This window comes from Clavibacter capsici (genome assembly GCF_001280205.1).
Classification (GTDB): domain Bacteria; phylum Actinomycetota; class Actinomycetes; order Actinomycetales; family Microbacteriaceae; genus Clavibacter; species Clavibacter capsici.
Window position 1 is genome coordinate 2,283,516 of record NZ_CP012573.1, and the last position, 15,014, is coordinate 2,298,529.

General features: G+C 72.6%; 13 protein-coding genes. 3 read left to right on the forward strand and 10 right to left on the reverse strand.

Going from position 1 to position 15,014, the window contains the following annotated elements; genetic code table 11:
- Positions 1-99: 99 nt before the first annotated feature.
- Positions 100-1,935 (reverse strand): ABC transporter family substrate-binding protein, encoded by a 1,836-nt coding sequence (locus tag AES38_RS10660; protein WP_053774957.1) that lies wholly within the window; start codon positions 1,933-1,935, stop codon positions 100-102.
- 325 nt (positions 1,936-2,260) lie between these two features.
- On the opposite strand from AES38_RS10660, the gene AES38_RS10665 reads away from it, so the two are divergent.
- From AES38_RS10665 to AES38_RS10675, 3 genes are all read left to right on the forward strand, one after another.
- Positions 2,261-3,040, forward strand: a complete 780-nt coding sequence (locus AES38_RS10665) for a CPBP family intramembrane glutamic endopeptidase (protein ID WP_371259396.1) — start codon at positions 2,261-2,263, stop codon at positions 3,038-3,040.
- A 107-nt stretch (positions 3,041-3,147) separates the two neighbouring features.
- Positions 3,148-3,555, forward strand: a complete 408-nt coding sequence (locus tag AES38_RS10670) for a DUF485 domain-containing protein (protein WP_053774959.1) — start codon at positions 3,148-3,150, stop codon at positions 3,553-3,555.
- Positions 3,556-3,575: 20 nt separating this feature from the next.
- Positions 3,576-5,174, forward strand: a complete 1,599-nt coding sequence (locus tag AES38_RS10675; protein ID WP_053775774.1) for a monocarboxylic acid transporter — start codon at positions 3,576-3,578, stop codon at positions 5,172-5,174.
- 42 nt (positions 5,175-5,216) lie between these two features.
- On the opposite strand, the gene AES38_RS10680 is transcribed toward AES38_RS10675, so the two are convergent.
- The 9 genes from AES38_RS10680 to gcvT form a co-directional block, all read right to left on the reverse strand.
- The gene (locus AES38_RS10680; protein WP_053774960.1) at positions 5,217-6,089 is read right to left on the reverse strand and encodes a MurR/RpiR family transcriptional regulator; all 873 of its coding nucleotides are present in this window, start codon (positions 6,087-6,089) and stop codon (positions 5,217-5,219) included.
- On the reverse strand, positions 6,076-6,882 hold the full coding sequence (phnE, locus tag AES38_RS10685; RefSeq protein WP_053774961.1) for a phosphonate ABC transporter, permease protein PhnE: 807 nt from the start codon (positions 6,880-6,882) through the stop codon (positions 6,076-6,078). The genes AES38_RS10680 and phnE (AES38_RS10685) overlap by 14 nt, the downstream gene beginning before the upstream one ends.
- Entirely contained in the window at positions 6,879-7,673 is a 795-nt protein-coding gene (gene phnE / locus AES38_RS10690) for a phosphonate ABC transporter, permease protein PhnE (RefSeq protein ID WP_053774962.1), read from the reverse strand. Before phnE (AES38_RS10690) ends, phnE (AES38_RS10685) begins: the two co-directional genes overlap by 4 nt.
- Complete coding sequence (gene phnC, locus AES38_RS10695) at positions 7,670-8,491, reverse strand: phosphonate ABC transporter ATP-binding protein (RefSeq protein ID WP_053774963.1); 822 nt, start codon at positions 8,489-8,491, stop codon at positions 7,670-7,672. The genes phnE (AES38_RS10690) and phnC overlap by 4 nt, the downstream gene beginning before the upstream one ends.
- A gap of 3 nt (positions 8,492-8,494) precedes the next feature.
- Positions 8,495-9,472: a phosphate/phosphite/phosphonate ABC transporter substrate-binding protein gene (phnD, locus tag AES38_RS10700; protein WP_053774964.1), complete on the reverse strand. Its 978-nt coding sequence runs from the start codon at positions 9,470-9,472 to the stop codon at positions 8,495-8,497.
- Positions 9,469-10,224 (reverse strand): HAD family hydrolase, encoded by a 756-nt coding sequence (locus AES38_RS10705; RefSeq protein ID WP_053774965.1) that lies wholly within the window; start codon positions 10,222-10,224, stop codon positions 9,469-9,471. The genes phnD and AES38_RS10705 overlap by 4 nt, the downstream gene beginning before the upstream one ends.
- Before the next feature lie 229 nt (positions 10,225-10,453).
- Positions 10,454-13,429, reverse strand: coding sequence for an aminomethyl-transferring glycine dehydrogenase (gcvP, locus tag AES38_RS10710; RefSeq protein ID WP_053774966.1), 2,976 nt, complete (start codon positions 13,427-13,429; stop codon positions 10,454-10,456).
- Entirely contained in the window at positions 13,426-13,797 is a 372-nt protein-coding gene (gene gcvH / locus AES38_RS10715) for a glycine cleavage system protein GcvH (RefSeq protein WP_043674671.1), read from the reverse strand. Before gcvH ends, gcvP begins: the two co-directional genes overlap by 4 nt.
- Positions 13,794-14,999 carry a glycine cleavage system aminomethyltransferase GcvT gene (gene gcvT, locus AES38_RS10720; RefSeq protein ID WP_053774967.1) on the reverse strand — a complete coding sequence of 402 codons (1,206 nt, stop codon included), beginning with the start codon at positions 14,997-14,999 and terminating at the stop codon, positions 13,794-13,796. The genes gcvH and gcvT overlap by 4 nt, the downstream gene beginning before the upstream one ends.
- Between the last annotated feature and the right edge of the window lie 15 nt (positions 15,000-15,014).

The window sequence follows — 15,014 nt, forward strand, 5'->3', positions numbered from 1 at the left end:
ATCACGAATCGGCAACGGACATGGAGAGGGTGCCGAGGCCAGGAGGCCTCGGCACCCTCGCACCCTCCCGTTCAGGGGACGGCGCTCACTGCTTCCGTGCTACTCGGCTGCGGCCTGCGCCGGGGCCCACTCCCAGTAGTTCCAGAAGTAGGTCGGCGACAGGAACGCCGGCTTGACGCCCGTGACCGTGTCGCTCCAGGCCGTGAGGCCCGGGAACTGGAAGATCGGGGTCGTCCAGCCCTGCTGCTGGATGAGGGTCTCGGCCTGGATGAGCAGATCGCGCTGCTTGTCCGTGTCGGTCTCCGTGTCCAGCTGCTTGAACAGCGAGTCGACCTCGGGGTCGGACCAGCCGTAGTAGTTGTTGATGCCGCCGGTCTGGTAGTTCGGGCCGGACTCGCCGACCGCGAGGCTCGTGGACTGCCATCCGAAGAGGGCGATGTCGTAGGAGTCGGTCTTGCTGGACAGGTCGGCACCCCACGTCGCGCTGTTCACGTCGATGAGGTTGAAGCCCGCCTGCTGGGCGGACTGGCGCATGAGCTCGAACTCCTGCTGGCGGCGCGTGTTGCCCTGCCCGTAGATGACGCGGGCGTCGATCGTGCCGGTGACGCCGGCCTTGGCGAGGTCCGCCTTGGCGCCCTCGATGTCGACCGTCTGCTGCGCGTAGCCGTTCTTCTCGACCGAGGCCTCGTAGTTCGGCGTCCCGGGAACGAAGACGTTCGAGTTGCGGAGCTCGGCGTCGGTCTGCAGCGGCTTGATCAGCTTGTCGAGGATCTCCTCGCGCGGCAGCGTCTTGAAGAACGCCTGGCGGACGAGCTTGGCCTTCTCGGCGTCGCCGCCGTACTTCGCGGGGTCGAACGGGCCGCCGTTGGTGACCTGGAGGTCGACGTGCTCGTACGTGCCCTCGGCCTGGCCCTTGTACTCGATGCCGCTGAGTCCCTGGACCTGCTGGAGGAGGTCGGCCGTGGGCTGGCCGGACGCGATCTGGACCTCGCCGTTGGAGAGGGCCTGGATCTGCGCCTGCGGGTCCGAGATGAAGCGGACCGTGATCTTCTCGTACTTCGGCTTCTTGTCGCCGGTGTACTCCTTGTTGGCCGTCAGGGTGATGTACTGGTCGGCCTTGAGGTCGGTGATCGTGTACGCGCCGTCGCCCAGGGTCTTCTGGGGCTCCGTCGGCATGTCCGAGAAGCGGTAGCCGTCGTTCCAGACCTTGGAGACCGGGGCGAGGACGCTGGCGTCCTTGTCCTGGATCGCCGTGATGAGCTTCTTCTTCGCGTCCTCGGGCGAGAGGTTCTCGTCGGGGAACGCGAGCTGCGTGGTGCCGTGGGCGGAGACGCCGACGCCGTTGCCGGTCGCGACCTCCCAGTCGACGTAGGGCTGGTCGTACGTGTAGGTGAGGCTGCGGCCGTCGTCGCCGATCTCGGGGGTCTTGGTGACCAGGCCGAGGCGGGTGTCCTTGACGGCGCCCGAGTTGAAGAAGACCTGGTCGTCCCCGGTGGAGACCGTGCCGTCCTCGTTCGTCGTGACGTCCTCGGTCGTGTTCACGTTCGTCGTGTTCGCGGCCCAGTTGAGGAGCATGTCCGCGGCGTCGACGGGGGTGCCGTCGCTCCACTTGACGCCCTCGTTGATCGTGAACTTCACCACGAGCGGGTCGTCGGAGACCTTCTCGTACGTGCCGAAGTCGGTGTCCTTCACCAGCGAGGGGCCGTCGTCGTAGTAGTTGAAGGCCCGGTTCGTCAGGTACACGATGTTCGTGTTGGCGGTGGCGTTGCCGGTCGCCGACAGGTTGTTGTACTCGAGGAACGGGTCGTTCCAGGCCACGGTGATCTCAGTGCCGGCGATGACCTCGGACTCCTGGGCGGGCGCAGAGCAGCCGCTGAGGACGAGGGCACCGGACACGATGACGGCACCAGCCGCTGCGAGGCGTCTGATTTTCAAGGTTCCTCCTGTGCATGGGAATGGCGCGGACCCACCGTGCGTGCGGTCGACCGCGCAGATAAGAATGACCCTAGGTACGGCTGGGAGTCTTTGCAAAAACTGGGCACAAACGTTACATACCGGTAACGCGGACGCGCGGATCCGCGCGTGGGGGTCGGGATCCGTGCGCCAGGACGGGCGGGATCGCGCGTTCCCGGCGCCCTCCACGACGGATCGCGTCGTCAGGAGCCTCACCGGCCACGTCCGGACGCCGGGCGGCTCGGCAGGACCGCGCGCCTAGGATCGGCCCGTGCCCGACGCTCCCGCCATCCACCACGTTCCCCGGATGCCGCTCCGGCGAGCCGTCCGGAGACGACTGCGGATCGAGATCGCGATCGTGCTCGGACTCTCCCTGGGCGCGAGCGCCGTGTACTCGGTGCTGCGCATCGTGGACCTCTCGACGCGGTCGGAGTCGCTCGGCTCGCAGAGCGCCACCATCAACCGGAGCCTGAACGACCGGCAGGTCTTCGACCTCCTGTACCAGCTGCTCGACGTCGCGACCGCGCTCGTGCCCGTCGCCCTCGTGCTCTTCCTGCTGTGGCAGCCGGGGCGGAGCGCCTTCCGCCGGATCGGGCTCGACCTCCGGCGCCCGGGACGGGACGTCGCCGCCGGCCTCGGGCTGGCCGCGCTGATCGGGGTGCCGGGCCTCTGCCTGTACCTCGCGGGCCGTGCCCTCGGGATCACGGTCGACGTGGTGCCCACCGCCCTCGACTCGTACTGGTGGACCGTGCCGGTGCTCGTGCTCGTCGCCCTCCGCGCAGCGCTGCAGGAGGAGGTGATCGTCGTCGGGTACCTGTTCACCCGGCTGCGCGAGCTGGGCTGGGGGCGCGGTCGACTCGGTGCCTGGACCGTGATCCTCGCGGCCGCGGTCCTGCGCGGGAGCTACCACCTGTACCAGGGCTACGGGCCCTTCCTCGGGAACGTCGCGATGGGGGTCGTGTTCGGCTGGTGCTACGTGCGGTACGGCCGCACGGCGCCGCTCGTGGTGGCCCACCTGATCCTCGACGTCGTCAGCTTCGTGGGCTACCCGGTCGCGCTCGCCCTGATGCCGGGGCTGTTCGGCTGACCGGCATCCGGGCAGGAGCGGGGGCGCGACCCTGGCGCATCCGGCGCACCTGTGCCTAACCTGGGAACGCCGCACGACGAGGTGCGGCCTCATCCCGAGGAGATCCCATGGGCGACGCCGCTCATCCGACCGGGGACCCCCGGCCGGCCGTCGACTACCTGGAGGTCGAGGACTCCGCCCGGTTCCGGGAGCTGAAGCGCGCGCACCGCGGCTTCGTCTTCCCGCTCGCCGTCGCGTTCCTCGTCTGGTACTTCGCGTTCGTGCTGCTGTCGGACTACGCGCACGAGTTCATGTCCACGCCCGTCATCGGGAACGTGAACCTCGGGATCCTGCTCGGGCTCGGGCAGTTCGTGACGACGTTCGCCATCACCACCTGGTACGTGAGCCGGGCGAACTCGCGCTTCGATCCGGTCGCCGCGGAGATCCGGGCCGACCTGGAGGAGCGGGAGCGGGTCGCGCTCGAGGGGCCGCGCGGATCCAACCCGCCCGGGCGCCGGAAGGGCGGCCGGCGGTGAGCGCCGCGACCGCCGCCGTGATGGCGACGACGCCGACGACCGACACGGGCGACCCCGTCCTCAACATCTCGATCTTCGGGGCGTTCGTGGTCATCACCCTCGTGATCGTGTTCCGCGCCAGCCGGAACAACTCGACGGCCGCGGACTACTACGCGGCCGGACGCTCCTTCACCGGGCCGCAGAACGGCACCGCCATCGCGGGCGACTACCTCTCGGCGGCGTCGTTCCTCGGCATCGTGGGCGCCATCGCCATCAACGGGTACGACGGGTTCCTCTACTCGATCGGCTTCCTCGTCGCGTGGCTCGTGGCCCTGCTGCTGGTGGCCGAGCTCATGCGCAACACGGGCAAGTTCACGATGGCCGACGTGCTGAGCTTCCGGCTGAGGCAGCGGCCGGTGCGGCTGGCAGCGGCGACCACGACGCTCGCGGTCTGCTTCTTCTACCTGCTCGCGCAGATGGCCGGCGCGGGCGGGCTCGTCTCGCTGCTGCTCGGGATCGACGACCGGCTCGGGCAGTCGCTCGTGATCGCCGTGGTCGGCGCGCTCATGATCGTCTACGTGCTCGTCGGCGGCATGAAGGGCACGACCTGGGTGCAGATCATCAAGGCGTGCCTGCTCATCGCCGGCGCCGCCGTGATGACCGTCTGGGTGCTCGCGATCCACGGGTTCGACGTCTCCGAGCTGCTGGGCGCGGCCGCGGCGGCATCCGACAAGCCCGTGCTCGAGCCGGGCAACCAGTACGGGGCCACGGGGATCACGAAGCTCGACTTCCTGTCGCTCGCGCTCGCGCTGGTGCTCGGCACGGCGGGCCTCCCCCACGTGCTCATGCGCTTCTACACGGTGCCGACCGCGAAGGAGGCCCGGCGCAGCGTCGTCTGGGCGATCTGGCTCATCGGCGTCTTCTACCTCTTCACCCTGGTGCTCGGGTACGGCGCGGGCGCGCTGCTCGGGAGCGAGCGGATCCTCGCGGCCCCCGGCGGCGTCAACTCGGCCGCTCCCCTGCTGGCGCTCGAGCTCGGCGGGCCGATCCTGCTCGGGATCATCGCGGCGGTCGCGTTCGCGACGATCCTGGCGGTGGTCGCCGGGCTCACCATCACGGCGGCGGCGTCCTTCGCGCACGACGTGTACGGCAGCGTCATCAAGAAGGGGCAGGTGTCGGCGAACGGCGAGGTGCGGGTCGCGCGGATCACGGTGGTCGTGATCGGGATCGTCTCGATCATCGCGGGCATCGGCGCGAACGGGCAGAACGTGGCGTTCCTCGTGGCGCTCGCGTTCGCGGTGGCCGCGAGCGCGAACCTGCCGACGATCCTGTACTCCCTCTACTGGCGGCGGTTCTCCACGCGCGGCGCGGTGCTCAGCATGTACGGCGGCCTCGGGACGGCGCTCGTGCTGATCGCGTTCTCGCCCGTGGTGTCGGGCGCGGAGACGTCGATGATCCCGGGGGCCGACTTCTCGTGGTTCCCGCTGAGCAACCCCGGCATCGTGTCGATCCCCGTCGGCTTCCTGCTGGGCTGGATCGGGACGGTCACGTCCACGCGCAGGGAGGACCCGCTGGTCGCGGCCGAGATGGACGTCAGGTCGCTCACCGGGCACGGCGCGGAGAAGGCGACCGAGCACTGATCCCCGCCCCGGGCGCCGCGGCGGCGGCGCCCGGGTGGGCGGTCAGTCGCTGAGGGCGTCGCTGAGGATCGCGAGGACGCCCGCGCGGGTGTCCGACGCCGTCGCGCCGAGGCGGTCGGCGACGATCTCGACGAGGGACTCCAGCACGATGACGTGCGGGATGCGCGAGGTGTGCTCGACCTCGTGGCGGAAGCCCGCCTTCGCCGGCGCCACGACGAGGGCGACGTCGGCGAGCGCCCCGATGGGCGAGGTCGCGAAGGAGGTGACCACGACGATCCCCGCGCCCGCCGACCGGGCGGAGCGCGCCGCCCGGAGGCTCAGCTCGTTGGCGCCGCTGCCGCTGATGACGAGCACCAGGTCGTCCGCGCCCAGGCGGCTGACGGCGATCTGCTGGCCGATGGGATCGGCCACGTGCTCCGCCGGCCGGCCGACGGCGGTGAGGCGCAGCGAGAGGTCGAGGGCGAGCGGCGACGACAGGCCGCTCGCGACGATCACGAGCCGGCGGGCGGCGACCACGCGCGCCACGACGGCCTCCACCTCCTCCTCCGAGAGCACGCTCGCGATCCGCGGGAGGGCGGCGGCGAGCGCGTCGAGGTCGGAGCGGATCCGGCCCAGGGCGCTCGGGCCGTGGCCGTCGTCCCCCGCGGCGCTCGACGCGCGGGCCGAGCTCCGCGCGAGCTCGCGGGTGAGGGCGACGCGCAGCTGCGGGTACCCGCGGTAGCCGAGGCTCTGGCAGGAGCGCACCACGGTGGACCGGGCGACGCCCGCGCGGTCGGCGAGCTCCTGGGCGGTGATCTCCACCACGCCCTCGGTGTCGTCGAGGATCAGCTCGACCACGCGGCGCTCGCTCGGCTGCAGGGCGTTGACCACGGTGGCGATGCGCGTGGTGGGCCCGACGTCGTCACTCCACTGCACGGACCCTCGCCCCCTCGGTGATCCGGCGGCGGATGGCTCCGGAGATCGCGTCGATCGACATGGTGACGGCGACCACCACGATGAGGAGCACGCCGACCGTGGGCCACTCCCGGTACTGAGTGTAGGAGGTGAGCATGTCGCCGATCCCGCCGACGCCGATGAGGCCGAGGACCGCCGAGGCGCGCACGTTGATCTCGAACCGGTACAGCCAGAAGGAGAGGAACTCGCCGCTCGCCTGCGGCCACACGCCCCAGCGGATGAGCGACCAGGCGCCGCCGCCGGCCGCGCGCACCGCCTCGAGCGGGCCGCGGTCCACGCCCTCGACGGACTCGTAGCCCCACTTGCCGAGCGTGCCGATGCTCGAGACGGCGAGGGCGAGCGCGCCGGTGAGCGGCGTGAGGCCGGTGACCGACAGGATCACGATCGCCGTGATGATCTCCGGCACCGCGCGGATGGCGGAGAACAGGATCCGCAGCGGCCAGCGCACCGCGGCCGGCGCGAACCCGCGGGCCGCGACGAACGCCAGCGGGACCGAGACGACGATGCCGAGGACGGTGCCGACCCAGGCCATGAGCACCGAGGTCCACGTCTGGGCCAGGGCCTCGGGCAGCTTCGACCAGTCGGGGCTCGAGAACATGAGCCACAGGTAGCGGACGACCTCCGCGGGGAGGTCGCCGAGGCGGTCCCAGGCGATGTCGGCCGACCAGCAGGCCACGACCACGACGGCGGTGACGCCCGCGACGGCGATCGCGCGACCGGGGCGGCGGGGGCGGACGGGCACGGCGAGGGTCATGCGATCCTCTTCCTGATCTCGTTCGAGACGAGGTCGATCACGATGACGATCACGAGGATCTCGAGCACGATCAGCGCGAGCTGGTCGTAGCGGTAGAAGGTGCGCACGGCGTCGATGAGGAGGCCGATGCCGCCGGCGCCCACGAGGCCGAGGACGGTGGACGCGCGGACGTTGAGCTCCAGCACGTAGAGCGCCTGGCCGACGAAGCCGGGGATCACGTCCGGGAGCGCGACGGCCCGGTCGACCTGCATGCGCGTGCCGCCCGCCGCGCGCCCGGCCTCCAGGGGCCCGGCGTCGTTCGACTCGATGGCCTCCGAGACGAGCTTCACGATGATCCCGACGTTGAAGAGGACGAGCGCGATGATGCCGGGCAGCGCGCCGACGCCCACCATCGCCACGAGCAGGGAGGCGTACAGGAGCTCGGGCACGGCGCGCACCACGTTGAGCGCCGCGCGGAGGATCCCCCGGCTCACGGGATGCGGGTTCGTCAGCCGGGCCGCCCAGAGGCTGAGCGGCAGCGCGATCGCCGAGCCCGCGACCGTGGCGATGACGGCCATGGCGAGCGTCTCGAGCATCGGCGCGACCGTGCGCGGGAAGAACGCCCAGTCGGGCTGGACCAGCCGCACCAGCTTGTCGGCGCCGTTGCGCCAGTTGCGCGCGATGGCGTCGAAGCCGAACGCGACGCCGAGCTGCGGGCTCAGCGCGACCGCCGTGATCGCGAGCACCACGGCGAGCGCGACCCACGGCTTCCAGCGTCCCGCCGGCCGCGGCGGCAGCTCCCGGACGCTCATCCGAGGGTGTCCTCGGACAGGATGGACCGGCCGTAGATCGCCTCGAAGACGTCGTCGCCCGCGGTCGCGGCGGGCCCGTCGTAGACGACCTCGCCGGCGCGGAGCCCGATCATGCGGTCGCCGTAGCCGCGCGCGAGGTCGAGCAGGTGCAGGTTCGTGAGCACGGTGATCCCGAGCTCGCGGTTGATGCGGCGGAGGTCGCCCATGACGCCGTGCGCGGTCGGCGGGTCGAGGCTCGCGACCGGCTCGTCGGCGAGGACGAGGCGGGGTCGCTGCGCCAGCGCCCGCGCGATCGCGACGCGCTGCTGTTGGCCGCCCGAGAGGGTGGACGCGCGGTCCCAGACCTTGGCGAGGATCCCGACGCTGTCGAGCGCCTGGAACGCGATCTCCCGGTCGGCCGCGGTGTGCAGCCCGAGGAAGGTCCGCCAGCCGGGCGTGTGCGCGAGCCGCCCCACGAGGACGTTGTCCAGCACGCTCGCGCGCTTCGCCAGGTTGAAGCCCTGGAAGATCATGCCGACGTCGCCGCGGAGGGCGCGCAGGCGCCGGCCCGCGAGGCCGTCGACGCGCGTGCCGCCGACCTCCACCTCGCCGGAGGAGACGGGGACGAGGCCGTTGATCGTGCGGATGAGGCTCGACTTGCCGGATCCGGACAGGCCGACGATGGAGACCATCTCGCCGCCGGCGATGTCGAGCGAGACGTCCTTGAGGGCGACGACGCCGTTGGGGTAGCGGACCGTGACGCCGGCCAGGCGCACGGCCCACGGCGCGGAGGCCGGCGCGAGCGCGGCGGCCTCCGCGAGGGGGCGGGTGGCGGGCACGCGCTACCGCAGACCGAGCGACTCGGCGGCGCGGGCGACGACGTCGAGCGACGACGGGTCCGCGGGCGCGAGCTTCGTGATCGAGTAGACGGCCGTGAGGGCGGCGGATCCCTCGGGCGTGGCGGAGTAGTCGGCGAGCGCCGTGGTGATCTTCGCGCGCAGCTCGGGCGAGAGCGAGCCGGAGACCGCGACGCCGTCGTTGGGGATCTCGTCCGTCATCGCGAAGACGACGACCTTCTGCCCCACGTCGGGCTTGTCCTTCTTCACGATGGTGCGGGCGTCCCAGAAGCTGAAGCCGACCTCGGCGTCGCCGTTGTAGACCGCGAGCACCGAGGCGTCGTTGGCCGTGACGGGGATCCGCTGGATGTCGGAGTCGATGTCGAGCCCGGCGTCCTTGAGCGCGAGCATCGGGTAGATGTAGCCGGCGGGCGAGCCCGGGCCGAGGACCGCGACCTTCGCGCCCTTCGCCTTGGTGATGGAGTCCAGGCCCTGGGGGCCCGTGAGCGCGTCGGCGCCGTTGCAGAACAGCATGCCGTCGCGCTCGACGGGGGTGTCGTCGCAGTACTTGTCGGGGTCGTTCGTCATGAACTGCGCGGGGTACGTGATGTTCCCGTTGCGCTCGGTCTGCAGCACGACGTCGGCGCCGTACATGTCGCTCGCCTGCCAGAGCTGGAGGGAGGGCAGGAAGCCGATCTGCGCCTGGTCGGCGCCCATCGCCTCCACCGCGGCCTGGTAGTCCTTCGCCACCACCCCGGTGACCGGGATGCCGAGGGCCTTCGTGAGCATGTCGGTGAGCGGCGCGGCGGTCTCGACCAGGCCGTCCTGGTCCTGCGACGGCACGAGTGCGAGCCTGAGGGAGGCGGGATCCGCGGACGCGGCGGGCGTGCCGGACGCGTCCGACCCCGATCCGGCGGAGCAGCCGGTGAGCGCGAGGGCGGTGACGGCCCCGAGGACGAGGAGCGGGAGGGCGGGCTTCTTCATGCGTGCATCTGCTTTCCGTGGGGAGCTGCGGTGGGAGCGGAGGGAGGAGAGGAGGGGTCGGTGGCGGCGCCGGCGAGCCAGGCGTCGATGTCGTCGTAGAGGTCGGCGACGGAGGGGGCGCGGAAGGTGGGCCGGGCGTCGTCCGCGGCGCCGGGGCCGACGAGCGCGGTGCTGAAGCCGAGGGCGTGCGCGGGCTCGAGGTCGTTGACCCAGAGGTCGCCGACGCTGAGGAGCCGGGCGGCCGCGGGGCCGGCGCCGGGGCCGGGGTCGACGCGGTCGAGGACCGCGGGCATCCCGGCCGGCTTGCCCGCGCCCGTGACGACCTCGTCGAACGCGCCGTCGAGGCCGAGCGCGGCGAGCGCCTCCGGGATCCGGACGTCGGGCGAGTTGGTGACGAGGACCCGGCGGACCCGCCCGGGGAGGCCCTGGAGGAACGCGGCGAGCCCGGCGGGCGCGAGCACGGGCGCGTGCGGGCCGCCGAGCTCGGCGCGGCTGGCGAGGAAGGCGGCGGACAGGAGCCGCGCGGGCACGCCGTGGTCGGCGGCGAGGCCCTGCACGAGCGCGTAGCCGTCGACCGCCCCGGACGCGCGGCCCACCTGCGGGAGGCCTGCGGCGAGGGCGGACGCGAACCGGATGCGCGCCTCGCCCGCCAGGGTCTCGGAGACGTGGTGGGCGTAGCGGAGCACCGGGCCGTCGCCGAGGGAGACGGTGCCGTCGAAGTCGAACACGATGGTCCGGCCGGGGGTGCTCACTCGGGAAGCTCGTCTCCGCGCCCGGTTCGGGGGATCCGCGTCGGGATCCTGTGGACGCAGCGTCCACCATAGGCAGCGCGCATCGACGCTATGACCGCGGACGGGTGAACGTCACGTGAACGCGGCCGGTGGCGGGATCCGGGCCTGCCGGACGCGCCGAGGGCGGCGGGACCGGTGGGTCCCGCCGCCCTCGGCGGTGGTGCGGTGCGGCGCCCGGCAGCGCCGCCGATCAGGCGAAGGCCTCCGGCGGCGGGCAGGCGCAGAACAGGTTGCGGTCGCCGTACGCCTGGTCGATGCGGCGCACCGGCGGCCAGTACTTGTCCCGCACCAGTGTCGACACCGGGTACACGGCGCGCTCGCGCGTGTACGCGTGCGTCCACTCCCCCGCGATGACGGACTCGGCGGTGTGCGGCGCGTTCCGCAGCGGGTTGTCGTCGGCCGGCCACTCGCCCGCGGCGACCGAGTCGGCCTCCTGCTTGATCCCGATCATCGCCGCGATGAAGCGCTCGACCTCGGCGAGGTCCTCGCTCTCCGTCGGCTCGACCATGAGCGTGCCCGGGACCGGGAAGCTCATCGTGGGCGCGTGGAACCCGTAGTCGACGAGGCGCTTGGCCACGTCGTCCACCGTCACGCCGGTCGCGGCCGTGAGCGGACGCAGGTCGAGGATGCACTCGTGCGCGACGAGGCCGTCCTCCCCCGCGTAGAGCACGGGGTAGTGGTCGCGGAGGCGCGCGGCGATGTAGTTCGCCGACAGCACCGCGGCGCCCGTGGCCTGCTTCAGGCCCTCGGCGCCCATCATGCGGACGTAGGCCCAGCTGATGGGGAGGATGCTCGGGGATCCGTAGGGCGCGGCCGACACCGGGGCGCCGCCGTGCTCGATCGTGGACACCTCGCCGCCCTGCACGAGCGCGTGGACGTTGCGCTGCGCCTGCGGGTGGCCGGGCAGGAAGGGCGCGAGGTGCGCCTTCGCCGCGACCGGGCCGACGCCGGGTCCGCCGCCGCCGTGCGGGATGCAGAACGTCTTGTGCAGGTTCAGGTGCGAGACGTCTCCGCCGAAGTCGCCGAAGCGGGCGAAGCCGAGCAGCGCGTTGAGGTTCGCGCCGTCGACGTAGACCTGGCCCCCGGCCTCGTGCACGGCCGCGCAGATCGCGCCGACCTCGTGCTCGTAGACGCCGTGGGTGGAGGGGTAGGTGATCATCAGCCCGGCGAGCTCGTCGCGGTGCGTCGCGATCTTCGCGCGCAGGTCGTCGAGGTCGACGTTGCCGAGCTCGTCGCACGCGACGACCACGACGCGCATGCCGGCGAGCACGGCGCTGGCCGCGTTCGTGCCGTGCGCGCTCTGCGGGATGAGGCACACGGTGCGCTGGGTGTCGCCGTTCGCGAGGTGGTAGCCGCGGATCGCGAGGAGGCCCGCGAGCTCGCCCTGGCTGCCCGCGTTCGGCTGGAGGCTCACGGTGTCGTAGCCCGTGACGTCGGCGAGCCAGGTCTCCAGCTGGAGGACCAGCTCGAGGTAGCCCGCGACGTCGTCGGCGGGCGCGAAGGGGTGGATGGCCTGGAACTCGGGCCAGGTCACCGCCTCCATCTCGGTGGCCGCGTTGAGCTTCATGGTGCAGGAGCCGAGCGGGATCATGCCGCGGTCGAGCGCGTAGTCCTTGTCGGAGAGGCGCTTGAGGTAGCGCATCATGCCGGTCTCGGAGCGGTGCGTGGAGAACACGGCGTGCGTGAGGTACTCGCTCGTGCGGATCGAGCCGGACGGGATCGACGAGAGGTCGCCTGCCGCGCCCTCGTCCTCCGCGAGCTCGGCGCCGAACGCGCGCGCGACGGCGGCGAGGTCCTCGGGGCGGGTGGCCTCGTCGACGCTGAAGCCGAGGGTGTCGGCGTCCACGCGGAGCAGGTTGACCCCGCCCGCCGCGGCAGCCGCGAGGATCTCGTCGGCGCGGCCCGGCACGGAGACGCGCACGGTGTCGAAGTACGCGGCGTGGATCGGCTCGGCGCCGACGGTCGCCAGCGAGCGGACGAGGCGGCGGGCACCCCGGTTCGCCTGGCGCGCGATCACGCGGAGGCCCTTCGGCCCGTGGTAGACCGCGTACATCGAGGCCATCACGGCGAGGAGCACCTGCGCCGTGCAGATGTTGCTCGTGGCCTTCTCGCGGCGGATGTGCTGCTCGCGCGTCTGCAGCGACAGGCGGTAGGCGGGGTGGCCGGCCGCGTCCTGGCTGACGCCGACGAGGCGGCCGGGCATCTGGCGCTCGAGCCCGGCGCGCACGGCGAGGTAGCCCGCGTGCGGACCGCCGAAGCCCATGGGCACGCCGAAGCGCTGCGAGGTGCCGACCGCGATGTCCGCGCCCAGCTCGCCGGGCGACGTGATGACCGTGAGGGCGAGCAGGTCGGCCGCGACGACCGCGAGGCCGCCCGCCTCGTGCACGCGGGCGATGACGCCGCTCGGGTCCCACACGCGGCCGGATGCGCCGGGGTACTGGATGAAGGCGCCGAACGCGTCGGGCAGCTCGGCCGGATCCACCGTGGCGAGGTCGTGCGCGACCAGCTCGATGCCGAGCGCGGCGGCGCGGCTGTCGAGGAGCGCGCGCGTCTGCGGCAGGGCGTCGGCGTCGATGAGGAAGACGGGCGTCTTGGCCTTGGAGGCGCGGCGCGCGAGCAGCATGCCCTCGACGACGGCCGTGGCCTCGTCGAGCATGGACGCGTTCGCGGTCGCGAGCCCTGCGAGCTCCGCGACCATCGTCTGGAAGTTGATGAGCGCCTCGAGGCGGCCCTGCGAGATCTCGGGCTGGTACGGCGTGTAGGCGGTGTACCAGCTCGGGTTCTCGAGCACGTTGCGGGTGATGACCGCGGGCGTGATCGTGTCGTGGTAGCCGAGGCCGATCATCGAGGTGCGCACGCGGTTGCGGCCCGCGATGCGGCGGAGCTCGGCGAGGGCGTCGCGCTCGGTGGCCGCCTCGGGCAGCACGGAGTCGCCCGCGGTGCGGAAGCGGTCGACCTGGATCGACTCGGGCACGGCCTTCGCGAGGAGGGACGGGATCGAGTCGTGGCCGAGGACGCCGAGCATGGTGGCGCGGGCCTCGGAGTCGATGCCGATGTGGCGGGCGCCGAACGCGCCGGGCGCGAACGCGGAGGACTCCTCCGCGATGTCGGGCGCGGCGGCGGGGGCCGGGGTGGCCGGGCGCGTGCCGGCGTCGACGGCGGTCACTCGCCCACCAGCGCGACGTACTCGTCGTGGCTGAGGAGCGCGGGGAGCGCCTCGAAGCGCACCTTCACGAGCCAGCCGGATCCGAACGGGTCGCTGTTCACGAGGTCGGGCGACGCGACGACCTCCTCGTTGACCTCGGTGACCGTGCCGTCGATGGGCGCGAAGAGCTCGCCGACGGACTTGGTCGACTCGATCTCGCCGACGACCTCGCCGCCCGAGAGCTCGTCGCCCACGGCGGGCAGCTCGACGAAGACGACGTCGCCGAGCTTGTCGGCGGCGTAGGCCGTGATGCCGACGGTCGCGACGTCGCCGTCGACCTGCACCCACTCGTGCTCGGCGGTGTACTGGAGGCTGGTCTGGTCGGTCATCGGATGGCCTTTCGCGAGTAGAAGGGGAGGGTCACGACGGTCGCGGGCACGCGCGTGCCGCGGACGTCGACGGCGAGGCGCGTGCCGGGGGCGGCGAGCGCGGGATCCACGTACGCCATGGCGACGGGGTGGCCGAGTGTGGGCGACAGGGCCCCGCTCGTGACGATGCCGACGGGCGCGACGGCGCCCTCGGTCGCCTCCATCACGGCCTCGAGGGCGGCGGCGGGGTCGCCCGCGGACTGCTCCTCGTAGACGGCGTAGTCGGCGCGGGGCGCGCGGCGGCCCTCGGTGACGAGGCCGACGAGCACGCGGGCGACGGGATCCGGCCCCTTCTCGACGGCCGCGCGACCGCGGAAGTCGCCCTCCTCGGCGAGCGCGACGACCTTGCCGAGGCCGGCCTGCACGGGCAGCGTGTGGAGGCCGAGCTCGTGGCCGTAGAGCGGCATGCCCGCCTCGAGGCGGAGCGTGTCGCGACTGGCGAGGCCCGCGGGCACGAGGCCGAGCGGGGTGCCGGCGGCGACGAGCGCCTCCCACAGCGCGAGCGCGCGGTCGGCGGCGATGTAGAGCTCGTAGCCGTCCTCGCCCGTGTACCCGGTGCGGGCGATCAGCAGCTCGGCGCCGTCGAAGGTCGCCGCGGTCGCCCGGTAGTAGCGGAGGTCGGCGAGGGGCGCCGCGGGCGCGAGGCCGGCGGTGGCCTCGAGGACCGCGCGGGAGACGGGGCCCTGCACGGCGATGAGGGAGACCTCGTCGCTCGCGTCGCGCACCGCGAGGTCGGCGACGCCCGCGGCCTCGGCCGTGAGCACCTCGACGACGGGGTGCCGGTTGCCCGCGTTCGCGACCACGAGGAAGGCCTCGGGGCCCGTGCGGTAGACGATGAGGTCGTCGACGATGCCGCCCGAGACGTCCAGCAGGAGCGTGTACTTCGCCTGGCCCTCCACGAGCGCGGAGAGGCGGCCGGCGAGCGTGGCGTCGAGGAACGCGGCGGCACCGGATCCGGTGACCTCGATCTCCGCCATGTGCGAGATGTCGAAGATGCCCGCGGCCTCGCGCACGGCGCGGTGCTCGGCGAGGTCGCTCGTGTAGCGGACGGGCATGAGCCAGCCGGCGAAGTCGGTGAAGGAGGCCCCGGCCGCCTCGTGCACGGCGTGCAGCGGGGAGCGGCGGGGCGGCGCCTGGGCGGCGTCGGCGGGTGCGTCGGGCATGGAGTCCTCCGGTCG

Coding starts and splice junctions, on each gene's coding strand:
- gcvH (WP_043674671.1), bottom strand. CDS start 13,797: ATGACCGACCAGACCAGCCTCCAGTACACCGCCGAGCACGAGTGGGTG.
- gcvT (WP_053774967.1), bottom strand. CDS start 14,999: ATGCCCGACGCACCCGCCGACGCCGCCCAGGCGCCGCCCCGCCGCTCC.
- AES38_RS10670 (WP_053774959.1), top strand. CDS start 3,148: ATGGGCGACGCCGCTCATCCGACCGGGGACCCCCGGCCGGCCGTCGAC.
- phnE (WP_053774962.1), bottom strand. CDS start 7,673: ATGAGCGTCCGGGAGCTGCCGCCGCGGCCGGCGGGACGCTGGAAGCCG.
- AES38_RS10675 (WP_053775774.1), top strand. CDS start 3,576: ATGGCGACGACGCCGACGACCGACACGGGCGACCCCGTCCTCAACATC.
- phnD (WP_053774964.1), bottom strand. CDS start 9,472: ATGAAGAAGCCCGCCCTCCCGCTCCTCGTCCTCGGGGCCGTCACCGCC.
- AES38_RS10665 (WP_371259396.1), top strand. CDS start 2,261: ATGCCGCTCCGGCGAGCCGTCCGGAGACGACTGCGGATCGAGATCGCG.
- phnE (WP_053774961.1), bottom strand. CDS start 6,882: ATGACCCTCGCCGTGCCCGTCCGCCCCCGCCGCCCCGGTCGCGCGATC.